Source organism: Clostridium frigidicarnis (genome assembly GCF_900111985.1).
GTDB lineage: Bacteria > Bacillota > Clostridia > Clostridiales > Clostridiaceae > Clostridium_Z > Clostridium_Z frigidicarnis.
Genome location: NZ_FOKI01000007.1, coordinates 1 through 23,193, shown reverse-complemented (window position 1 = coordinate 23,193; position 23,193 = coordinate 1). Strand labels below are relative to the sequence as shown.

20 protein-coding genes are annotated in these 23,193 nt (G+C 28.1%); 17 read left to right on the top strand and 3 right to left on the bottom strand.

Translation table 11 applies throughout. From position 1 onward, the window contains the following. The first annotated feature begins 35 nt into the window (after positions 1–35). The 8 genes from BM119_RS05695 to BM119_RS05660 all read left to right on the top strand — a co-directional run bounded on the left by BM119_RS05695 (position 36) and on the right by BM119_RS05660 (position 6,980). Complete coding sequence (locus tag BM119_RS05695; protein ID WP_090039679.1) at positions 36–1,337, top strand: dicarboxylate/amino acid:cation symporter; 1,302 nt, start codon at positions 36–38, stop codon at positions 1,335–1,337. 109 nt (positions 1,338–1,446) lie between these two features. After that, positions 1,447–2,064: a class I SAM-dependent DNA methyltransferase gene (locus BM119_RS05690; RefSeq protein WP_090039678.1), complete on the top strand. Its 618-nt coding sequence runs from the start codon at positions 1,447–1,449 to the stop codon at positions 2,062–2,064. 64 nt (positions 2,065–2,128) lie between these two features. Continuing rightward, on the top strand, positions 2,129–3,301 hold the full coding sequence (locus BM119_RS05685; protein WP_090039676.1) for an AI-2E family transporter: 1,173 nt from the start codon (positions 2,129–2,131) through the stop codon (positions 3,299–3,301). Positions 3,302–3,395: 94 nt separating this feature from the next. Further along, positions 3,396–4,289, top strand: a complete 894-nt coding sequence (locus tag BM119_RS05680; RefSeq protein WP_090039675.1) for an SPL family radical SAM protein — start codon at positions 3,396–3,398, stop codon at positions 4,287–4,289. A gap of 51 nt (positions 4,290–4,340) precedes the next feature. Further along, a complete protein-coding gene (locus tag BM119_RS05675) occupies positions 4,341–5,117 on the top strand; it encodes an endonuclease/exonuclease/phosphatase family protein (protein ID WP_090039673.1) in 777 nt (258 codons plus the stop codon). 74 nt (positions 5,118–5,191) lie between these two features. Beyond that, positions 5,192–5,731 carry a flavodoxin domain-containing protein gene (locus BM119_RS05670; protein ID WP_090039672.1) on the top strand — a complete coding sequence of 180 codons (540 nt, stop codon included), beginning with the start codon at positions 5,192–5,194 and terminating at the stop codon, positions 5,729–5,731. 220 nt (positions 5,732–5,951) lie between these two features. Beyond that, positions 5,952–6,377, top strand: a complete 426-nt coding sequence (locus BM119_RS05665; RefSeq protein ID WP_090039670.1) for a flavodoxin — start codon at positions 5,952–5,954, stop codon at positions 6,375–6,377. 18 nt (positions 6,378–6,395) lie between these two features. Then, positions 6,396–6,980: a DUF3793 family protein gene (locus BM119_RS05660; RefSeq protein ID WP_090039669.1), complete on the top strand. Its 585-nt coding sequence runs from the start codon at positions 6,396–6,398 to the stop codon at positions 6,978–6,980. Positions 6,981–7,289: 309 nt separating this feature from the next. Here BM119_RS05660 and BM119_RS05655 read toward each other — a convergent pair whose 3' ends face one another. Then, positions 7,290–7,829 carry a 50S ribosomal protein L25 gene (locus BM119_RS05655; RefSeq protein WP_090039667.1) on the bottom strand — a complete coding sequence of 180 codons (540 nt, stop codon included), beginning with the start codon at positions 7,827–7,829 and terminating at the stop codon, positions 7,290–7,292. A gap of 502 nt (positions 7,830–8,331) precedes the next feature. Further along, positions 8,332–9,240: a CPBP family intramembrane glutamic endopeptidase gene (locus tag BM119_RS05650; RefSeq protein WP_090039665.1), complete on the bottom strand. Its 909-nt coding sequence runs from the start codon at positions 9,238–9,240 to the stop codon at positions 8,332–8,334. Between the two features lie 320 nt (positions 9,241–9,560). On the opposite strand from BM119_RS05650, the gene hemA reads away from it, so the two are divergent. From hemA to BM119_RS05605, 9 genes are all read left to right on the top strand, one after another. Further along, on the top strand, positions 9,561–10,769 hold the full coding sequence (hemA, locus tag BM119_RS05645) for a glutamyl-tRNA reductase (RefSeq protein ID WP_177199322.1): 1,209 nt from the start codon (positions 9,561–9,563) through the stop codon (positions 10,767–10,769). Between the two features lie 52 nt (positions 10,770–10,821). Continuing rightward, positions 10,822–12,108 carry a glutamate-1-semialdehyde 2,1-aminomutase gene (gene hemL / locus BM119_RS05640; protein WP_090039662.1) on the top strand — a complete coding sequence of 429 codons (1,287 nt, stop codon included), beginning with the start codon at positions 10,822–10,824 and terminating at the stop codon, positions 12,106–12,108. Positions 12,109–12,575: 467 nt separating this feature from the next. Then, positions 12,576–13,766 (top strand): pentapeptide repeat-containing protein, encoded by a 1,191-nt coding sequence (locus BM119_RS05635; protein WP_090039660.1) that lies wholly within the window; start codon positions 12,576–12,578, stop codon positions 13,764–13,766. A 161-nt stretch (positions 13,767–13,927) separates the two neighbouring features. Beyond that, on the top strand, positions 13,928–15,340 hold the full coding sequence (gene treP / locus BM119_RS05630; RefSeq protein WP_090039659.1) for a PTS system trehalose-specific EIIBC component: 1,413 nt from the start codon (positions 13,928–13,930) through the stop codon (positions 15,338–15,340). Positions 15,341–15,600: 260 nt separating this feature from the next. After that, the gene (gene treC / locus BM119_RS05625; protein WP_090039657.1) at positions 15,601–17,265 is read left to right on the top strand and encodes an alpha,alpha-phosphotrehalase; all 1,665 of its coding nucleotides are present in this window, start codon (positions 15,601–15,603) and stop codon (positions 17,263–17,265) included. A 291-nt stretch (positions 17,266–17,556) separates the two neighbouring features. Beyond that, positions 17,557–18,267, top strand: a complete 711-nt coding sequence (gene treR, locus BM119_RS05620) for a trehalose operon repressor (protein ID WP_090039655.1) — start codon at positions 17,557–17,559, stop codon at positions 18,265–18,267. A gap of 515 nt (positions 18,268–18,782) precedes the next feature. Continuing rightward, positions 18,783–19,013, top strand: a complete 231-nt coding sequence (locus tag BM119_RS05615; protein ID WP_090039654.1) for a FeoA family protein — start codon at positions 18,783–18,785, stop codon at positions 19,011–19,013. A 227-nt stretch (positions 19,014–19,240) separates the two neighbouring features. After that, entirely contained in the window at positions 19,241–21,352 is a 2,112-nt protein-coding gene (gene feoB / locus BM119_RS05610; protein ID WP_090039652.1) for a ferrous iron transport protein B, read from the top strand. A 415-nt stretch (positions 21,353–21,767) separates the two neighbouring features. Continuing rightward, the gene (locus BM119_RS05605; protein ID WP_090039650.1) at positions 21,768–22,787 is read left to right on the top strand and encodes an NADH:flavin oxidoreductase; all 1,020 of its coding nucleotides are present in this window, start codon (positions 21,768–21,770) and stop codon (positions 22,785–22,787) included. 207 nt (positions 22,788–22,994) lie between these two features. On the opposite strand, the gene BM119_RS05600 is transcribed toward BM119_RS05605, so the two are convergent. Continuing rightward, positions 22,995–23,193, bottom strand: a 199-nt coding sequence (locus BM119_RS05600) for an integrase core domain-containing protein (protein WP_143087298.1), incomplete at its 5' end; no start/stop codon positions are given.

Genomic DNA, 23,193 nt, shown 5'->3' with positions numbered 1-23,193 from the left:
TATAAATTTTACTAAACAAAAATGGAGGAATAAAAATGAATATAAGTTTAAATATAATTTTACCAATAGTCATATCAATATTTTTTATAGGAGTTATATACTTTTTAGAAGAAAAAGAGTTTAATTTTTCATTAAGAGTTTTGGCAGGTTTAGGTCTAGGAATATTATTAGGAATAATTTTTGGAAAAGATGCGTTAATAATAGAACCTCTAGGTAAAGCGTATGTAGCTTTCATTAAAATGCTTGTTATACCACTAGTTATGATATCATTAATTGCAAGTATAACAAATTTACAAGATACGAAACAGTTAAAAACTATAGGAATAAAGGCAATTTCATTATTATTAATAACTACAGGAATAGCAGCGATAATAGGAATAATAATAGGAAATGTATTTAATGTTGGAAATGGAATGACATTTGTAGCTAGTGAAGGATTTAAGGCAAGAGAAATACCAACCTTTAGTAAGGTGTTTATGGACATGCTGCCAACAAATCCAATATCAGCAATGGCAGAAGGTAAAGTAATACCAGTTACTATCTTTGCATTATTTATATCAGTTGCAATGTTAATAGAAGAGAAAAGAAATCCTGAGAGAATAAAACCAATAAAAGATTTAGTTAATGGATTAAATACTGTACTTATTAGAGTAACAAAAATCATATTAAGATTTACTCCTTATGGTGTTTTTGCATTAATGGCATCTGTATCAGCAAACAATGGAATAAGTACTTTAATACCTCTTGGAACATTTATATTAGCAGTGTATATAGCATGTTTAATACAAATATTAGGAGTTTATACTACACTAATAGCTACAATAGGTAAAAGAAATCCTATTAAGTTCTTTAAAGAAATCTACCCAGCACAAGTAGTAGCTTTTACAACTCAAAGTAGTTATGGAGCATTACCTGTAACAATTAAAAGTCTAGTTGAGAATGCAAAAATCCCTAACAGCATAGCAACATTTGTTGCATCAATGGGATCAACAATTGGTATGAATGGATGTGGGGGAATATATCCAGCAATTGTATCAATATTTGTAGCAAATATTTTTGGAATAGAACTTACTTTTGCTCATTATGTACTACTAGTAATAACTACAATAATAGGATCTATAGGTATTGCAGGAGTTCCAGGGGCAGCTACAATATCAACAACAGTAGTTTTAACTAGCCTAGGCCTACCCATAGAAGGAATGGCAATGGTTTTGGGTGTAGATGCAATAATAGATATGATTAGAACAATGACTAACGTTACAGGATCATCAGTAGTAGCATTACTTGTAAGTAGTACTACTGATAATAAAGAGGAAGAAAAAACTGTGGTAGCTTAGTTTTAATCATTATTTTGGTTCTATATAAGATATGATATAATAAATAAAAATAATAAAACCATACACTAAAATTTAGTGTATGGTTTTACTAGCTTTAGGGGGAGTTTATATGTGTTTTGATAAGGAAGCTGCTGAATGGGATACTAATTATAGAATTAATAGAGCTAAAAAAATAGCGGAAGAAATAAGTTCATATTTAGATGGAAATAATATAAGTAGAGCAATGGAATTTGGGTGTGGAACAGGATTAATATCCTTTAATTTACAGGAGGAATTTGAAGAAATTCTATTGATAGATTTATCTAAAGGTATGATTGAAGAAACAAAAAAGAAGATAAAAAACCAAAATATAAAAAATATGAAAACATTAGTAAAAGATGTACTAGATATAGAAGGTGAAAACAAATACGATGTTATTTACACATCTATGGTTTTGCATCACATATTAAATTTAAAAGATGTTTTATATAAATTAAGTAAATTATTAAAACCTAATGGTAAGTTAATAATAGTTGAATTATCAAAGGATGATGGAACATTTCATAGTTTAGATGAAGATTTTAATGGGTATAATGGATTTGAAATTAAAGACTTACAAGACTTATTGAAAGATGTTGGGCTTATAAATATAAAAGGAAGAACTTTTTACCATAGCAAAAAGCAAATTAATGATAAATATCATGAGTATAGTTTATTTAGTATTTGTGTAAATAAACAAAAGGCTTAAAATACTATTAAATTAGTTATAATAAAAAATAATTATATAGGTTAACAAAAGAGGATGTGAAAAATTGATAGAAAGAGTAAAATTGGATAAAAAGTACATAAGATATGGATTATATGTAGTAATAGTTGGGTTATTGTTATTTTTAGGTTATAGGATTATAAATAATGGAGAATTAATTTTAAGTTCTATTGGTAAATATGTAGGGAGATTTTTTAGAATAATAGCTCCAGTGTTTTATGGGTTTATAGTATCTTACTTATTGTTTAGACCTGTTGTATTTATACAAAGTGTGTTGGGGAGTATTTATACTAAGATAAGTAAAAGAGCGGCGTCAGAAAATATAGAAAACGGATTTAGAATAATTAGTATAGTATCAATCTTTGCAGTAATAATATATGTTGCAGTAATAACGATTAATTTTATTGTACCGCCAATAGTTGAGAATATTGAAATCCTTCTTAGTAGATTGCCAGAGTTTAATAATCAGATATCCACGTGGGTTGAAGATATAGTAGAAAAATTAAATGAAAACAATATTGATATATCAAATACAGGGAACTTAACTTCAACAATAATAAATAATCTATCTTTAATAAGTAATAGTGTATTGAGCTTTATTGCAACAAGCATATCTCAAATAAGCTCATTTGTTCTAGATTTTGTTTTAACTGTTATACTAACATTCTATTTTCTTAAAGATAAGGAAAGTCTTTTTCATAACTTTAGAGGTTTTAGAGATGTAGTTATGCCAGGAAAAGTTGGAAAAGCAATAACTATATTTTTAAAAGATTTAGATGAAATTGTAGGGAAATTTTTAGTGGCAGAAATATTAGATTCTATCATAGTAGGAATAGTGTCTACAATATTGCTTTTACTTATAAATCATCCATTTGCTATTTTAATAGGATGTGTAGCAGGTTTTGCTAATATAATCCCATATATAGGTCCATTAATTGGAGCAGCATTGGCATTGGGTTTAGGCATGTTTAGCAGTTGGAGTTTAGGAATAACAGGAGCAGTGTTATTACTTTTATATCAACAAGTTGATGGGAATTTTGTTCAACCTAAAATAGTTGGAGATAAAATAGGTCTTACTCCAGTATGGATATTGATAGTGGTATTGATTGGAGGAAGTTATTTTGGAGCTTTAGGTATGATTTTATCTATGCCAATAGCTGGGTTAATAAAAATATATTTTAATAGATATGCTCAATGGAAAAAAAATAAAAATATATAGACAAAAGATAGTAGAAGTTCACTATGTATATTAGTAGATTTTTATTATATTCATCTTGTATAAAAATAAAAAAATATGAAGGATTAGATAGAATATGGAATATATACAGGCAAAAACAATAGTTTCACAATATATTGAAAATAACTCATGGTTCGGGCTTAACTATAACATGAATATATATAAAGGTTGTTGCCATGGTTGTATTTATTGTGACTCAAGAAGCCAGTGTTATGGAATAATAGATTTTGATAGAGTAAGGGCAAAGGATAATGCAATTGATATAATAGCTAAAGAACTAAGAAAGAAAAGAAGAAAGGGGGTTATAGGTACTGGAGCAATGAGTGATCCTTATAATCCACTAGAAAAACAATTAAGATTGACTAGAAAAGCTTTAGAACAGGTGAATCTTTTTAATTTTGGAATTTCTATCGCTACAAAAAGCCCTTTAATAACTAGAGATATAGATATATTAAAAAAAATAAATACTCATTCACCAACATTAGTTAAAATCACTATTACAACATTTGATGATGATTTGTGCAAAAAAATAGAGACTAATGTAGCTGCTTCAAGTGAGCGCTTTAAAGCAATTAAGAAATTAACCGACAATGGAATATATACAGGAATACTACTTATGCCAATATTACCATTTATAAATGATAATGAAGATAATATAAGAAATATAGTAAGAAAAGCACATGAATGTGGAGCAAAATTTATATTTTCATATGGTATGGGGGTTACATTGAGACAGAATCAAAGAGAATATTATTATGAAAACATAATGAAAATATTCCCTGAAAAAAAACTTGTAAAAAAATATATTGAAACTTACGGTGAAAGATATGAATATCCTTCTATAAATTCAAAAAAGCTTAGAGGGTTGTTTGAAAAAGAGTGTGAAAAATATGGTATCTTATATAAGATGAGTGATATTATCAATTCTTACAAAAGAGGATATGAGAAAGAGCAAATAAGCTGGTTTTAGGATTTAATATGGAAGCTAGTAATATTTTATAGTTTAGAGGTTGGTTTAATTATGAGAATTATGACATTTAATTTAAGATGTGATTTAATTTTAGATTTTAACAATAGATGGTACAAAAGAAAAGATATTGTGTACAAAATAATTAATGATTATAACTGTGATGTAATAGGAACCCAAGAAGTTACAAATGACATGTTTAAAGATCTTTCAGAGAATTTTGATCAATATAATATTATTGGTAAATCAAGAAGTAAAAAATTATTTGAGGAAAGAACAGATATACTTATAAATAAAAAGCATAAGATTATAGAAGATAAAACATTTTGGTTATCTGGAAATCCTGATAAACAAGGTAGGTCAATATGGTACTCTATTTTTCCGAGAATATGTACTACAGCTTTAGTTGAACTAGAAAATAAAAAAAAAATAAGAATTTATAATACCCATTTGGATTGTTTTTTTGCAAAAGCAAGAGAATATGAGTTAAAGAAAATTGGAGAATTTATAAAAATACAAGATGAAAAAGAAAACATACCAATTATAGTAATGGGGGATTTTAATGCTCAACCTAATACTAAATTAATAAAAGATTTTTCAACAAATAAAATAAATAATAAGAGATTTATGGCTGTACAGGGTTTTAATAAAAATTTGTATAGTAAGTCAACAATGAGCAATTTTAAGGGAAATGAGAATGGAGCTCATATAGATTATATATTCGTATCAGAAGATATAGAAATAGAAAATGTAGAAATAGTTAATTATAATATAGATGGTAGATATCCATCAGATCATTATCCATTAGTAGCTGATGTGAAAATAAAGTAAATTATTTAATTGTATCAGTTTATGACATGATGTGATTTATAAAGAATTTATCTGTATTTTATGGAGGGGGATTTATGAACAAAGTAGTATCGGTTATATATAAATCAAAATATGGTAGCACAAAAAAGTATGCAGAGTGGATAGCAAATGAAGTGAATGCAGACTTGTTTGAATGTTCAGAAATTGAAAAAATATCAAATTATGACACCATAGTTTTTGGTGGTGGGCTTTATGCAAGTGGCATTAATGGTATAGAGTTTATTACTAAAAACTTTGAAATTCTAAAAAATAAAAATATTATTGTTTTCACAGTAGGACTTGCTTCAACTGATGACAAAGATGTTTTTAAAACAATTATTGAAAAAAATTGTACAGAAGAAATGCGTAGAAAGATACAATTTTTTCATATGCGTGGTGGAATTGATTACAAAAGATTAAGCTTTTTGCATAAAGCAATGATGGCTATGCTTAAAACAATGGTGTCCAAGAAAAAAACAGAGGAATTGTCTGAAGATGATAAAATGATGTTAGCCACATATGGAGACAAGGTTGACTTTACGGATATAAAAACAATAGAACCTTTGGTAGTATATATTGAAAATATTATAAAATAGGGTTTATTAATGATTTCATAATTAACATAGTATAGATAAACAGGTAGTTCTAAAGTGAACTACCTGTTTTTGGGTTATAGATCCAATAGAACCTAATTTAAAAGAATAATTACATAAAAAAGAAATTTTATCTTTCAAAACTATTGACATTAGTTTTGGTAAATGATAATATCTAATCAAATATAAATGATAATCAATATCAATTAAGGGGGAAGTAATAATGAAATTAATTTATTGGAGTGGTACAGGTAACACAGAGGAAATGGCAAACCTTATAGAAAAGGGAATAAAAGAAGTAGGAAAAGGAGTAGAAATACTTAAAGTTGGGGATACTAATGTTGAAACATTAAAGGATGAAAAAATTTTAATATTAGGTTGCCCATCTATGGGAAGTGAAGTACTAGAAGAATGTGAATTTGAACCTTTTATAGAGTCAATTGAGGGAAGTTTAAAAGGTAAAACAGTAGCTTTATTTGGCTCTTATGGATGGGGCGATGGTGAATGGATGAGAAATTGGGAAGAGAGAATGAGTGATAATGGAGCAAAAGTTATCTTAGAACCATTAATAGTTAATAATGCACCAGAGGGTGATGATGTAGATAAATGTATAAGTTATGGAAAAGAAATAGCATCAATTAATATTTAGATTTAGGAGGAGTAGCTGATGAAGGACAAGTGTGTATACTTTTTTAATATATTGAATGAATTAGAGGACAAGGAGTATTTTGAGAACTTTATGTTATATAATTTATCACTTGTTACTTCCAAAATTAAACCATCAGCTACTGTTAACTTAACAAAGGAAAACAGAAATCTATATAAATTATGGCTTGTTTACGGAGAAAATTTTCTTAACAATGAAGATTTAGATTATGTTTTGCTTAGAAAAAGTGAAAATTCTATAGTAGTACTTATATATAATAGACAAGTACTTTCCACATATTTAAATAAGATAGATAACTTGATGTTTTTGGAGAAGATAGGATACAATACTAATTGTAGTCTAGAACAAGCATTAAATAAGCTGCAAGAAAGATATAATATTTATAATTGTCCACATGAATTAGGAGTATTCTTAGGATACCCACTAGATGATGTAATAGATTTTATGGAGTGTAGCAATAAAAAATGTATAATGTGTGGGTACTGGAAAGTATATAATAATCAAGAAAGAGCAACAGAAACGTTTAAACTTTATGATGAAGTAAGACAATACACTCTTGAAAAAATATTAATAGGATTGTGCTAAATAGCATGTTTAAATGTATTAAGTATAAAATTTTCTAATGAAGATGGAATGATAAGTGTTAGTAAACTTTTAAAAATAATTATCTAAAGAAAAGTGAGTGGGCATAAGCATTAACAAACTATATAGCGAACATTAATCATTCTTGTTATAAAAAAACATTGATGGCGTTAAGAATTCCAATTGTTTGAGCTTGGTGAGTTATTGGAATTTAGCCATCAGTGTTTTTTTATAACTTAGAATGATATGTGCAGCTAGCTAGTTTGTGTTGCTTATGCCCACTCACTTTTAAGTGTGATGATTTTCTTATTATTAAGCGTTAACAATAGCTAAAAGAGTTTCAGGTTCAGTTATAAGAGTTATACCATCAGGTATACTGATATCTTTAGCTAATATTTTATCTTCAAAATTCATTTGAGAAACGTTAATTTCAATATATTCTGGTATTTTTTCTACTTCTCCTTGGAATTCAAGGCTTGGAGTATAATTTTCTAAAACTAATCTTTTAAGTTCTAAATTTTCTTGACCTAAATATTTTACTGGAATTTTCATTTTTATTACTTCATTGTCTTTTACATATTGAAAATCAATATGTATTATTTCACCACAATGATTTTGTTGAATATCTTTTACTACACAGTTTCTAAGTTCATCATCAACATTTAATGGAATTATTGAACCTTTTGAATTAGATGTTAACAATTTTGTTAACTTTCCATTATCAATTTGAACAGGTATAGATTTGTCAAGAAACTCTCCATAAATAATACCGGGAACTTGTCCAGTTTTTCTTAAAAACCTTGCTTTATTATTTAATGAACGTTTATTTATTTTAAATGCTAATTGTGTCATACTAAATACCTCACTTATTTTTAAAATTAGAGTTATTAAGCTCTACAGTAGTTAAGACGCTACATATTAGGACTAATCAACCTTGCTATAGAGCTAAAGGTGAAGCTCCCCCATATGCATCAACCTCCTTAGGTGTTATGTAAATATTATAACATATTTAGTGGAAATGGTCATCCTTTTATGTATAATATAAGAAATAATAGGAGGTAATTTACAATTAATTACTTATAAGTCTTTTAGTTGCATATATTTTACATGTTTAATATATAAGGCACATGAAAGAAAATAACAAGTCAAATATACCAGCATACTGACTTGTTATTTTTGGGAATGTGCCTAAATAAAATAATAAGTTGTAAATCCTTAGAATATATATAATGAATATTTTTAAAATAAGATTATGTGAGAATAACAATAAATGAATATAAATATTTTATATAAAAAATGCTACATAATATAAATATGTAGCATTTTAGGTACAATGAAATATATAAGGTTTTAATTAGTTAGAAGGAATTGAAGTAGTTTCAGTAACTTTTGGTTGTTTTCTTAATATAACAAGGAATATTATTCCTAATATTAGAAGGCCTAATCCACCAATTATTCCTGTAGGAGCAGGACCTATAAATTCATTAGGAGTTTTATTCATAAAGAAAAGTCCTACAGATGCAAAACCATTTAGTGCACCATGTCCAATTGCTGAAGGTAAAGCACTTTTGGTTTTCAAAGAAATATAAGATAAAAAGGCACAAACGATTATGCAAAATAATATCATTGCAAAGATTCCACCAAAAGGTGCAAACTTATAATCTAAACCATAATTATGACCCATGGCAATCATAGGAGCATGCCATATTCCCCATATTACTCCTGTTATTATAGTTGATACAAAAGGTGTATACTTTTCACATAGTTTAGGTAATAAATATCCTCTCCACCCTAATTCTTCTCCAAGACAAGGAATAAGATTTAATATTGGAGAGAGAAATATGGCTGTAACAATTTGAGTTAATAAAAGACTACGTAACTGAGCATCATTTGGCACAATTTTTCCCATAGAAGCTAATTGCTCTTTTGTAGCATTAATAGTGAATGTCATATTACTATCAAAATTAGATGGATTTAGTAGAAAGTAAAGAACAACACCAAAAGATATAGCTATAATAGGAGCTAACCAAGCTATTAAATAATATTTTATATTACCTTTAAAGTTTGGTTTTATTCTTAAGTCTTTAAATCCTTCCTTAGTAATGCCACGTGTAACAAATACAGAAGTGGCAGGTATAAACATACACCCAACAAATATTAAGTGAGTATATCGACTAGATTCTGGTCCAATATACATTAGTATAAAACACATACTCCAAGTTATTATAAATGTAATAATAAGAAATATATTAACTCGTTTCATATAAATACCTTACCTTTCCTTTAAAACTGTTATATATATACTATAACAAGTATTACTTTTATTTTCAACCATTTAATGTTAAAATACAGAAAATATACAAATAGTTGTTTGGTATTTTAATATAAAAATACTTATTAAAAAATGATTATGCGTAAATATAAAATATTACAAATATAAATACTTTGTTAATCTTAAAATTTATGTCAATAAAAGTCATAAATTTACCGATAATAAGGAATTTTACTTGTTAAAAAATTTGAGAAAGTTTATAATAAATAGGAAAGTTCTACAGTGGATAAAGAGTAACTAGAGGTGAAATGATGATTCAATTAGTGGGGATATCAAAGAATATCAGTTTGGATATTAGAGAAAATTTCTCTATAAGACAAAATGATTATGAGAGAAAAATAAAAGGGCTTTTAGAATTTTTTGAAGAGGCTGTCATTATAAGTACATGTAACAGAACAGAGATTTATTTTACAAATAATGAAATAAATAATTGTACTTTAAATAAGGTATTTGCAGCATTAGAATGGGATTTAGATTTGAAAAAACACGTATTTCACATTGGTGGAAAAAGAGCTAAAGAGCATATTGTAGAACTTGCTAGTGGTTTTCATTCTAAAATACTTGGAGAAGATCAAATACTTGGACAAATAAAAAATGCTTACGAAGAATCAATAAAAGTTAATACTAAGAGGGGGCCTCTTCAAAGAATTTTTCAAGTAGCAATAACTTGTGGAAAGGAATTTAGAACTTTAGCTAAGCTTTATGAAATTCCAGTATCGTCAGCATCTATTTCTGTAAATCAGGCATTAAGTAAGGGTGCAAAAAGATTTATGGTTATCGGATATGGAGATGTTGGGAGTTTAGCAACCAAATATATCTTATCTCATAATATAGATAAACTATATATTGTAGTAAGAAATTCATTGAAAGTTCATGACTTTGAGGATAAAAGAGTTGAAGTTGTACCCTTTGAGGAGAAGAATAAAAAATTAAATGATGTTGAATGTATAATAAGTTGTACATCAGCACCTCATACTGTAATAAGAATTGATGATATAGATAAGGATTACAATTGTCTTATATTTGATTTAGCTATTCCTAGAGATGTAGATGATACCATAGCACATTATCAAGGTATAGATTTATACAATATAGATGATTTGACTCTTTTAGATGATGAAAATAAAAAAATGAGAAAAAAGAGAATGGATGAATATAAGTGGGTAATAGATAAACATTTAGAAGAATTTGAGGTTTGGAAGAGTGTTAAAGAGTTATCTCCGACTATACAAAAGCTAAAAAAATGCGGACATAATGTAAGTGAAGATAGAATAATTAGTTTTAATAATAAAAGTACAGAAGAAAATTACAAGCAAATAGGTGAAAAAATGATAAAGAGTACAGCGGACTATTTTATAAATAGAGCAATAGATGTGCTAAAAGAAGAAAAACTCACAGGGGATATAGGTCAATGTGAGAGAATATTAGAAAAAGTATTTTTGAATTTTCAACAGTCTTAAATTATAAAAATTTAAATAGATAATATTTATTATTTAGAAAAGGGGTAAATTTATGAATAACTTAGACATTTTAAATGAATCTAAAAAATATATGCCAGGTGGTGTAAATTCACCAGTTAGAGTTTTTAATGGAATAGATGCTAATCCTCCTATAATAAAAAAAGGTAAAGGTGTTTCTATATGGGATGAAGAAGGAAATGAATACATAGACTTCGTATTAGCTTGGGGTCCTATGATACTTGGACATTGTAATGACAAGGTAGTTAAAGCTATAGAAGAAGTGTCAAGAGAGGCATTAGCTTTTGGTGCACCGACTAAATTGGAATTAGAATTAAGTAAGATAATGTGTGAAACATTAGATTATGTAGATATGATAAGAATGGTAAACTCAGGTACAGAAGCTACTATGAGTGCTGTAAAACTTGCAAGAGGATATACAAATAGAAATAAAATTGTGAAGTTCGGCGGATGTTACCATGGACATTTTGATGGATTCTTAGTTCAAGCAGGTTCTGGGGTTCTTACTGCAGGTATACCAGGAAGTGCAGGAGTGCCAGAAAGTAGTATAGAGAATACTTTAGTAGCTGTATATAATTCTATAGAAAGTATAGAAGAAGTATTTAAAGCTCATGGTAAGGATATTGCAGCTGTAATTATAGAACCTATAGCAGGTAATATGGGGGTTGTACCATCTAATAAAGAGTTTTTACAAAGACTTAGAGAGTTATGTACTGAATATGGTACTCTTTTAATATTAGATGAGGTTATGAGTGGATTTAGAGTAGCATATAAGGGTGCAGCATCTTTATATGGAGTAGAGCCTGATTTAGTAACTTATGCAAAAATTATGGGTGGAGGATTACCATGTGGAGCTTATGGCGGTAAGAAAGAAATAATGGAAAAACTTTCACCTTTAGGACCAGTATACCAGGCAGGAACCATGTCAGGAAATCCAGTTGTTATGGCAGCAGGTGTAGCTACATTAAAAGAAATGCACGGAAATCCTAAATACTATGACCATATAGAAGAAGTTGGAGCATATCTACAAAAAGGTATTGAAGTTTTAAGTGAAAAATATAATGTTTCAATAAGAGTAAATAGAGTTGGTGGAATGATGACTATGTTCTTTACTTCAGCTTTAAAAGTAGAACAATACAAAGATGTTAGAACTTGTGATGAAGACTTATTTAAGAGATATTTTGTACACATGCTAAAAGAAGGATTTAATTTACCACCATCACAATATGAAAGTATGTTCTTAAGTACAGAACATAAGAAAGAACATATGGATAAATTCCTAAAAGCTTTAGAAAGTTTTTTAATAAAAGAAAGCAAATAACATAAATATAAAAATGGGCTGTATGTCAGAATGATTTAAATAATTATTCTAATACAGCTCTTTTTTACGTATATGAAATTATAGAAAAATTTAATCCTAAAATGCTGATAAAACCTATGGTTAAAGAGCTTTTGAATTGAGAATTTACAATTGTCAATTCTCAATTATAACGTGGCGTAGCCACTTTTGTTCTGTATAAGCTTATTATTAAAAGTAAAAATAAAATATTTTCTAATAGTTTAGTAAATGATAGTAAAGGTAATCAAGTGATTCTTACTTTTAGATGGGGTTTTGTAAAAAGGAATATTCACACAATTAAAGATTAGAAAAGCTTAGCTAGGCGTGTATTAGTGTTTATCTTCCACTTAAAAAGCATGTGTGCTAGTGATGATAGTATTAGGATAAAGTTATAAATATTACACAAGATATATATACGTGTTTTTTAGAAAGTGAGGGTGGAAAAAAATATGAGTTACATAAATTTTAAGGAAGAAAGAGCAGCTGCAAAGGAACAACTTAAAAAAAGAAAAGAAAATAATCATGAAATATCAAAAAATATGATAAAAAATAAGGAGTGTTCAAATGAGTTTAATGCAGATAACCAATATAGTTATAAGACTATTTGCAATGAACTTTTGGGGAAAAAGGGAATTGAAAATGAAAATGAATTTTTAGAGATAAAAAATAAAGATATAGTATGTTGTAGATTTATACAATGTAAGTTTAACAATGTAAAATTTAAGGATTGTAAGTTTATAGGATGTATATTTGATAAATGTGAATTTGGCGGAGGTGGAGTTTTATTTGAAAATTGTAGCTTTTTAAAGGAAGATAGTAGCATAAAACCATCCCTAAATAAGAAGGATAATTTTTCATGTTATTTTACTAAGTGTAATCTTTATGTAAAAATACTAGGATGTAATGCAGGTTTTATAATTTTTGAAGAGAGTGTATTTAATACATCTTCATTTGAGCAAAGTGATATGAGCAGCATAATAATAATACATAGTGAGTTAAATAGGACCACAATTATTGATTCTAATTTAAGCGGAATAAAGGTTTTAAATACATACATTGAAGATTTAGAATTTAGAGATAAACAAAAAAGTAAATTAGATGAAAAAAGTTTTTTTGATAAATTAGTAATAAGAAAGAAAACTAGAGATGAATATGAAGGAATATATACGATTTATGAAAACTTGGCAGATAAATTTAAGGAGAATAATCTTAATAATAATTTTGGAGAATATTATTACATATGTAAAACTGTGCAAAGCAAAACTTTAAAATTACTTCCTAGAATAGAATCATATTTATATTGGTTTACTTGTGGATATGGTGAACGCCCATGGTATGCCCTTATTTCTTCATTGGTGTTTGTAATGCTATTTGGGATAGCATATTTATTTACAGGACTTAATGTTGAAGGAGAACTAGTTAAGTATACATTAGGTACATTTAAAAGTATACCATTTGGTAATTTTATAAAGGATCTAGGAGATGGAATAAATTTGAGCGTAGGAGTATTTGGTGGGGTTGGATGGAGTAGTTCTGAACCTACATCAATGAGTTATATTTTAGAAAATGTAGAGGTTGTTGTTGGCGTTGTTATGATGGGAATTGGTATAGGAACTTTAGTTAGGAAAGTAGTAAGATAAATATATAAGTTATTAAGCCATGTCAAAATAATATAAATTTTAGACATGGCTATTTTTTTGAAAACCATAACATTTCTTCTTGACAATGATGTACGTACAGGTTAATATGTAAATATAGAACAAGCTGTACGTACAAGATAAAACAAAGGGAGGAACATAAAGTGGCGAAATATATTAAGGAAGCAAAAGAACTTTTAGAGTTCATAGGAGGAAAAGAAAATGTAAAAGCAGTTTCTCACTGTGCAACTCGTATGAGATTTGTGTTAAAAGATGATTTATTAGCTAATAAAGATAACATAGAAAAAATAAAGATAGTAAAGGGAACGTTTACTCAAGCGGGACAATTCCAAGTAATTGTGGGAAATAATGTTTCGGATTTTTATAATGATTTTGTACAAGTCACAGGAGTAGATGGAGTGAGTAAGGATAGTGCAAAAGATGCAGCAAAATCTAACATGACATTTATTCAAAGAGTTATGGCTAACTTAGCAGAGATATTTGCACCACTTATACCAGCTATAATAGTTGGAGGATTAATATTAGGTTTTAGAAATATTATTGGAGATATAAAGTTTTTTGAAGATGGAACAAAGTCTTTAATAGAAGTATCTCAGTTTTGGGCAGGTACACACAGTTTTCTATGGTTAATAGGAGAAGCTATATTTCACTTCTTACCTGTAGGAATTACATGGGCTGTGACTAGAAAAATGGGGACTACTCAAATATTAGGTATAGTTTTAGGTATTACATTAGTTTCACCTCAATTATTAAATGCTTATTCAGTAGCTGGTGGAGATGTTGCTCCTGTATGGGATTTCGGTTTTGCAAAGATTAATATGATTGGATATCAAGCACAGGTTATACCAGCAATATTAGCAGGATTTGTGCTAGTTTATCTTGAAAGATTAGCAAGAAAAATATCACCACCATCAATTTCAATGATAATGGTACCCTTCTTTGCATTAATACCAACAGTAATTTTAGCACATGTTGTATTAGGGCCAGTAGGTTGGGTAATAGGTTCATGGATATCAAAAGTAGTTTATATGGGATTAACATCAACTTTTGGATGGCTATTTGCAGGAGTATTTGGATTTGCATATGCACCATTAGTTATTACTGGATTACATCATATGACAAATGCAATAGATCTTCAACTTATGGCTGAATTTGGAGGAACATCTTTATGGCCAATGATTGCATTATCAAATATAGCTCAAGGATCAGCAGTATTAGCAATGGTATATTTAAACAGAAAAAATGAAGAAGAAAAGCAGGTATCAATACCAGCATGTATTTCAGCCTATTTAGGGGTTACGGAGCCAGCTTTGTTTGGTATTAATTTAAAATATGGTTTTCCATTCATATCAGGAATGATAGGTTCATCAATTGCAGCCATAATATCAGTTGCAAGCAATGTAATGGCTAATTCTATAGGAATAGGTGGAATCCCTGGAATATTATCAATCAAGCCTAGTAGTATGCTAATGTTTACAGTGGCAATGGTTGTAGCAATAGTAGTGCCATTTGTGTTAACTGTAATTTTAGGAAAGAAGAAACTTGGAAACATATAGATTTGGAATATGGAGAACCTTTTATAGTTGAAAATTGAAAGGTGAGAGTTGAAAGTGAAGGATGAAATCTTTTTATGAAGATTTCTAAAATAAAAATATTTTTAAGAAAACCTGTGTTTTTCAACCATAACTTTCAACTTTCCACTCTCAATTCTCAACTTTATATTCAGGAAGTCTATGACTTTCAATCATAATTGTCAATTAGAAAGTGGCGTAGCCACTTTATTTTGTAATAGAACCCAAATAAGGAGAGAAATATTATGAAGGATTTTAAAAGTAGCGTAGTTTATCAGATATATCCTAAATCATTTAATGATTCAAACGGAGATGGTATAGGGGATTTAAATGGAGTAATAGAAAAATTAGATTATCTAAAAGAATTAGGAATAGATTATATATGGTTAACTCCCTTCTATATTTCACCTCAAAAAGATAATGGATATGATGTAGCAGATTACTATAATATAGAACCAATGTTTGGAACAATGGAAGATTTTCAAAACCTTATAAAAGAAGCAGAAAAGAGAAGCATTGGGATAATGCTAGATATGGTTTTTAATCATACATCGACAAAACATCAATGGTTCAAAAATGCATTAAAAGGAGAGGAAAAGTATAAAAACTTTTATATTTTTAAAGAAGGAAAGAAAGAGAAAGCCCCTACTAATTGGAAATCAAAATTTGGAGGGTCAGCTTGGGAATATGTAGAAGAGTTTAATGAATACTACCTTCATTTATTTGATGTAACTCAGGCTGATTTGAACTGGGATAATGAAGAGGTAAGAAATGAAATATATAAAGTAGTTAAATTTTGGTTAGAAAAAGGGGTTAAGGGATTTAGATTTGATGTAATAAATCTTATTTCTAAGCCAGAAGTTTTTCAAGATGATGAAAATGGAGATGGAAGAAAATTTTATACAGATGGACCTAATATACATGAATATTTAAAAGAACTTAATTTAAAAACTTTTGGTAAGTTTAAAGAAGTAATTACAGTAGGAGAAATGTCATCTACAACTGTTGACAATTGTATACACTATTCAAATCCTCAAGAAAACGAATTATCAATGGTATTTAATTTTCACCATTTAAAGGTAGATTATGAAAATGGTAATAAATGGACTTTGATGGACTTTGACTTTAAGATGCTTAAAAATTTATTTGAAAAATGGCAAGAAGGCATGGAAAAAGGTGATGGATGGAGTGCTGTTTTTTGGTGTAATCATGATCAGCCAAGAATTGTATCTAGGATAGGAAACGATAAAAAATACCATAAAGAAAGCTCTAAAATGTTAGCTACAACTATACACATGATGAGAGGTACACCTTATATATATCAAGGAGAAGAATTTGGAATGCCAAATCCATATTTTGATAAAATAGAAGATTATAGAGATATAGAATCAATAAATTATTATAATATTTTAAAAAATAAAGGTGTACATGAAGATAAAATTTTAGAGATATTAAAATCAAAATCAAGAGATAATTCAAGAACTCCAATGCAATGGAATCAAGAAAAAAATGCAGGATTTACAAGTGGTACTCCATGGATATCTATAGGGAAATCTTATAAAAAAATAAATGCTGAAGAGGCACTTAAGGATAATGATTCAGTATTTTATCATTATAAAAAATTAATAGCATTAAGAAAAAAATATCCTATAATTTCTCAAGGTGACTTTAAAATGATATTAGAAGAAAGTAAAGAAGTGTTTGGATACACAAGAGAATACAAGAATCAAATGTTATTAGTACTAAATAATTTTTATGAAAAGGAAACAGAAATTGAAATACCTGCACTTTTATTAGAAAATCATAAAAAGGTTGTTACATTAATAACTAATTATTTATCTAGTGATGACTTAAAGGAAAAGATAGTGCTTAGACCATATGAATCAATAGTTTATTATATTGAAAAGTAAATTTTAAATAGTAATAAAACTCCACTGTATAAAACTTTGGAGTTTTACTAATTTATAGAACGAATCTTCCTTCGGATGGTGTTTTTTTCCACCATCTGAAGGTTAGATGAATTAATCTCGTAGCAACTAAGAGGATGGAGGTGCTACAGTTGGTAGCCGTTAGAGATAAATTTTTTTATGTTAATAAGTAGTTTTATTTTTAATATTATTATGTTATTCTAAATTATGATATTTATATAAAATAATATTGAGAAATAAATACAAACATGTTAAAATGTTTACGGTGATAATATGAATACTAAATACTTAAGCATATATAATGATATAGTAGGAAAGATTGAGAATGGAATTTATGAGATAAATGATAAGTTGCCATCAGAACATATTTTGATGAAAGAATACAATGTATCAAGAGATACTATAAGAAAAGCATTGAACATATTGGAACAAAATGGATATATACAAAAGACAAAAGGAAAAGGTTCCTTTGTTCTAGATATAAATAAGTTTAACTTTCCAGTATCAGGAGTAGTAAGTTTTAAAGAACTTACTGATAAAATTGGAAAAGATTCAGAAACTAAAGTAGAAAGTTTAAAATGTATATTTCCAAGAACATCTATGGCAAAAAGTTTGGAATTAAACCCAGAAGATAAGGTATGGGAAGTAATTAGAGCAAGAACTTTGGATAAAGAAAAGATTATATTGGATAAGGATTATGTAGCACAAAAGTTTGTAGAAAATCTTACCGAAGAAATATGTAAGGATTCATTATATAATTATATAGAAAATGAATTAGGATTAAAGATAGCATATTCTAAAAAAGAAATAACCGTGCAGATGGCAACAGAAGAGGATAAAAAATATTTGGATATGAAGAACTTTGATATGATAGTAGTTGTAAAAAGCTATACGTATTTAGATGATACAAGTTTATTTCAATATACAGAATCAAGACATAGACCAGATAAATTTGTTTTTGTAGATTTTGCAAGAAGGCATTAAGGTAATAGCAGTAGTATAAAAATACTACTGCTATTGTTTTTTTAATCTCTAAGATATTATAGATTTTTAATCTGTGGATAACTTTATTGAGTAATTGAAACATATGGAATGATATTAAGTTGAAAATTGAATGTTGAAAGTGGAGAGTGAAGGATAAATCTTCTTAGGAAGATTTTAAGATTAAAAAAGTATAATTAAAGAAAACCGGTGGTTTTCAACCTGAACTTTCAACTTTCCACCTTCAACTCTCAACTTTTATTAATAAAAAAACCTATGGTTTGTGAGCCATCATTGTCAATTGTCAAATCTTAATTGTTAATTTAAAAAATGGAGTAGCCTCTTTTTATACTAAAACTTAATTTCACATACCAGATTGTATTTAATAAATATTAATTTAATAAAAGTAATAAGAAACAATATTTAGTTTTATGAATAATATATATTGTATATAAAAGTTAGCCTAAGGTAACAATGAGAAATTAGTGATATTTTAAAACTTACAGGAGGAGAAAGTGATGAGTATATTATCAGATGTTAATATAGGAAATTTAGTTGTAGTTTCAGAGAATAATGCTAAAAATCCATTAAAAGAAAGACTATTATCCTTAGGAATTACAAATGGAGCATATATAGAAGTTTTGAGAAAAGGTCCTAAGAATAATTTAACAGTATATAGAATTAGGGGAGCTATGATTGCTCTAAGAAGTGAGGAAGCTAGTTTAATTAATGTATCCTTAGTTATTTAAAGGGCATATAAAGAGGAGAGTAAGTAGAATTACCTCCTTTAATTTTTAAAATTTAATGCAAAATAATGTGTTATATAGAATTTTAAGTAAAATATATTAAGCTACTTAGGTTTGTAAAGTAATTACATAGGATTAGTTTTTAATACTATGAAACTATATTATAAAAAAGATGGTATCGTATTTGTTAAAAATGAGATGAAAGAAAATAAGGGGAGGTATTTAAATTTATGGGATTAACATTACAGTCAACAACAACAGATGCCATGAAAGATGTTTTTAATATTGAAAGAAAAGATGGGCAGTTTGTAATTGCTCTTGCAGGAAATCCCAATACAGGAAAAAGTACAGTTTTTAATTATTTAACTAAACTTCATCAACACACAGGGAACTGGCCAGGAAAAACAGTTGTAAATGCAAGAGGAGAATTTGAATTCAATGGTAATGAATATGTTGTAGTAGATTTACCAGGAACATATTCTTTATTGTCGTCATCAATAGATGAAGAAGTGGCAAGAGATTTTATATGTTATGGAAATTATGATGCTGTAGTAGTTGTTACAGATGCTACGTGTATAGAGCGTAATTTAAATTTGGTATTTCAGATCATGGAATTAACAGATAAGGTCATAACATGTGTAAATCTCATAGATGAGGCAAAAAAGAAAAATATTATCATAGATAAAGAAGGATTAGAAGAAGAATTAGGTGTGCCAATAGCTTTAACTGCAGCAAGAGAGGGCATTGGAATGGAGGAGTTAAAGAAATTAATAGAAAAAGTATCATTAAATAAAATAAAAGTAAACCCTAAAATTATTAAATATGATGAAGATATTGAAGATATGGCTAACACTATTTACCCTAAACTAGAGGGTTATAATATTCTTAATAAGAGATGGGTTTCATTAAGATTAATAGATAGTAACTATGAAGTGTTTAAAAAGTTAGATGATTTAGGTGAGGACTTTAATACAGAGGTTGCTAAAAAAATTAAAGAAAACATAGGAAAAAATATAGATAACAACTATATCAGAGAAAGAATTTTGGAATTAAATTATGAAAAGGCTAAAACTTTAAAAGATAAATATATAACTGAGGATAAGAAGAAACTTAATAGGGATAGTAAAATAGACGATATTGTAACATCTAGAATATGGGGAATACCACTAATGCTATTGTTACTTGGAATGATTTTTTGGATTACTATAGAAGGAGCAAACTATCCTTCAGAACTTTTAGCAAATGTTTTATTTGGATTTCAAGATGTTCTAACTAAATGGTTCAATGCAATAGGGGCGCCTAGTTGGCTTCATGGAGTTTTAGTTTTAGGGTTATACAGAACACTAGCATGGGTAGTTGCTGTAATGTTACCACCAATGGCTATATTTTTCCCACTATTCACATTACTTGAAGACTTAGGATATTTACCAAGGGTTGCATTTAATTTAGATCATTTATTTAAAAAGGCATGTGCACATGGAAAGCAATGTTTATCTATGTGTATGGGATTTGGGTGTAATGCTGCAGGTATAGTGGGATGCAGAATAATTGAATCACCGAGAGAAAGATTAATAGCAATAGTAACTAACAATTTTGTTCCATGTAATGGAAGATTTCCTACATTAATAGCTATCTCAACTGTATTTTTTGCAACAACATCTAGTTCAGCTGCCAATTCTATTCTACCAGCAATATCAATATCCATAATGGTTGTTATAGGAATAGCAATAACGCTACTAGTTTCATATATACTTTCTAAAACACTTTTAAAAGGTGTACCTTCAACATTCACATTAGAACTTCCACCCTATAGAATTCCTCAAATTGGACGAGTTATCTATACTTCAATTATAGATAGAACACTATTTGTATTAAAAAGAGCAGCTGTTGTAGCAGCTCCAGCAGGTGCTGTCACATGGATTCTTGCCAATATCTATATTGGAGATGCTAGTATAATAGCCCATATAGCTACATTTTTACAACCTTTGGCTTCAGCTATAGGTTTAGATGGTTTTATATTAATGGCATTTATAGTTGGACTACCGGCTAATGAAATTGTTTTGCCAGTATTATTAATGGGGTATTTAGCAACAGGAACTCTAACTGATTTTTCAAGTATAGAATCTCTTAGAACAATACTTGTTGAAAATAATTGGACAATGCTAACAGCTTTAAACACAATGCTTTTTAGTTTATTACATTGGCCATGTTCAACTACCCTTTGGACTATAAAGAGAGAGACAGGAAGCAGAAAATGGACAGCAGTAGCGTTTATATTGCCTACTATAGTGGCTTTTATTGTATGTTTTATAACCACAACAATATATAATATTGTTATTTAATTAGTTTATATAAGATTAAGTAAAGAGTAATCAAATTTATTTTAAGTTTTCTTGAAGAAATATATTATTCCATCTGGAGTTTAGAAGTATTTTTTATGGAGGTTTAATGAGTAATAAGGGATAAAGCTCAAATGTAAAGCATAACTGAATATTATGTAGTTATTAAACTGAGTATATATTTAAAGAAATAGGTGGATAAGTAAAGTCACCTATTTTTTATGTTTTAAATCAAATTACTGGATTAGTTTTATATCAACAAAAAACTAAGTGGAAATTTAATGAATAATGTAAAGAAGTTTAGTCTTTTATAAATTTCTATATAAGTTTAAGAAAGAGTTTAGTATTATATTAAGCATAGATACTATATCTAAAAATAAGCTATTTAGTTATAGCTGGTTTAAATGGGAGGGTATATATGAAAAGTTTGTTTAATAAAACTAATATTAAAAATGTTGAATTGAAAAACAGGTTTATAAGGTCAGCTGTTTGGGAAGGAATAGCAGATTCAGAAGGACATATCCATAATAACTATTTAGAGCTATATGACAAAATATCAAGGGGTGGTATAGGGCTTATAATACTTGGATACTCCACTATATTTTCTTATGATAAACCATCAAATAACATAAGTGGTATATATGACGATTCTTTTATAGAAGAGTATAAAAAAGTTACAGATATAATTCATAAAAATGGAAGCAAAGCTGTCTGTCAAATAGTTTTAGGAAAAGAATATGTAAATAAGAAAGACAAATTTTCAAGTTATGACTTTACAGATGATTATAAAAGAGAATATATAGAGGATATTATAGATTCTTTTACTAGGGCAGCTTTAAGAGTAAAAAAAGCTGGATTTGATGGGGTGCAATTACATTGTGCTCATGGATATTTTTTAAGTAGAACATTAAGTCCCTTGTATAATAAGAGAACTGATGAATATGGAGAAAAAAGATATAGACTTATAACAGAAGTTTATGAAAGTGTAAGAAAAGTTGTAGGATACGACTATGTAATTGGAATGAAGATAAATTGCTGTGATAAAGAAGAGCAAGGTGCAAAATTTCAAGATTGTTATGATGCTTGTATAGCTGTTGATAAATTAGGGATAGACTTTATTGAAATCAGCGGAGGAGATTTCTATGAGTCTAAATTTAGAGGAAAAGAAAGTGTGTATAAGGAAGAAGCTAGTAAAATTTCAGAAAATGTGAAGTGTTCAGTAGCATTGGTGGCATTGAATAGGACAATTGAAAATATGACTAATATCTTAAATAGTAGCAATATTGAATATATGTCATTGGCTAGGCCTATTATATGCGAGGATGATTTAATAAAGAAATATGAAAATGATAATAGCTATAAACCAAGATGTGTTTCTTGTGGAAAGTGCTATGTTGATGAAGAAGGAAATAAATGCATATTAAATAAAAGAGCATAATTCATATAAGTGAAGAAATCAAAAGATTAACAAAAGACAATATTAAGTATTTATAGAATCTGTTAAGCTGATATGAAAAAATAGCTTAATATTTCATAGAATTGCTCGTTCTTTGAAAATTATATAAGTTTGGATAGTTTATTGTATGGTAAACAAACCTGCAATAAACGTAATTTTTGCAGGTTAATCAAAGATATTAATTTTATATTAAGCCGCTGAAAACCAAGAGTTTTTATCTGAGCTATCGCTAGCGAAGCCAGCAACTTCTGCTGGAGTACAGTTATTTAATGAACCATGTGGTCTAATAAAGTTATAGTGAAATACAAATAAGTATATTAAATTATTTGCTTTTTCAAAAGAATTAAAGCCTTTTTTAGCTTTATACCACGCTTTAAATGTTTTGTTA

Coding starts and splice junctions, on each gene's coding strand:
- BM119_RS05695 (WP_090039679.1), top strand. CDS start 36: ATGAATATAAGTTTAAATATAATTTTACCAATAGTCATATCAATATTT.
- BM119_RS05690 (WP_090039678.1), top strand. CDS start 1,447: ATGTGTTTTGATAAGGAAGCTGCTGAATGGGATACTAATTATAGAATT.
- BM119_RS05680 (WP_090039675.1), top strand. CDS start 3,396: ATGGAATATATACAGGCAAAAACAATAGTTTCACAATATATTGAAAAT.
- BM119_RS05675 (WP_090039673.1), top strand. CDS start 4,341: ATGAGAATTATGACATTTAATTTAAGATGTGATTTAATTTTAGATTTT.
- BM119_RS05670 (WP_090039672.1), top strand. CDS start 5,192: ATGAACAAAGTAGTATCGGTTATATATAAATCAAAATATGGTAGCACA.
- BM119_RS05665 (WP_090039670.1), top strand. CDS start 5,952: ATGAAATTAATTTATTGGAGTGGTACAGGTAACACAGAGGAAATGGCA.
- BM119_RS05660 (WP_090039669.1), top strand. CDS start 6,396: ATGAAGGACAAGTGTGTATACTTTTTTAATATATTGAATGAATTAGAG.
- BM119_RS05655 (WP_090039667.1), bottom strand. CDS start 7,829: ATGACACAATTAGCATTTAAAATAAATAAACGTTCATTAAATAATAAA.
- BM119_RS05650 (WP_090039665.1), bottom strand. CDS start 9,240: ATGAAACGAGTTAATATATTTCTTATTATTACATTTATAATAACTTGG.
- hemA (WP_177199322.1), top strand. CDS start 9,561: ATGATTCAATTAGTGGGGATATCAAAGAATATCAGTTTGGATATTAGA.
- hemL (WP_090039662.1), top strand. CDS start 10,822: ATGAATAACTTAGACATTTTAAATGAATCTAAAAAATATATGCCAGGT.
- BM119_RS05635 (WP_090039660.1), top strand. CDS start 12,576: ATGAGTTACATAAATTTTAAGGAAGAAAGAGCAGCTGCAAAGGAACAA.
- treC (WP_090039657.1), top strand. CDS start 15,601: ATGAAGGATTTTAAAAGTAGCGTAGTTTATCAGATATATCCTAAATCA.
- treR (WP_090039655.1), top strand. CDS start 17,557: ATGAATACTAAATACTTAAGCATATATAATGATATAGTAGGAAAGATT.
- BM119_RS05615 (WP_090039654.1), top strand. CDS start 18,783: ATGAGTATATTATCAGATGTTAATATAGGAAATTTAGTTGTAGTTTCA.
- feoB (WP_090039652.1), top strand. CDS start 19,241: ATGGGATTAACATTACAGTCAACAACAACAGATGCCATGAAAGATGTT.
- BM119_RS05605 (WP_090039650.1), top strand. CDS start 21,768: ATGAAAAGTTTGTTTAATAAAACTAATATTAAAAATGTTGAATTGAAA.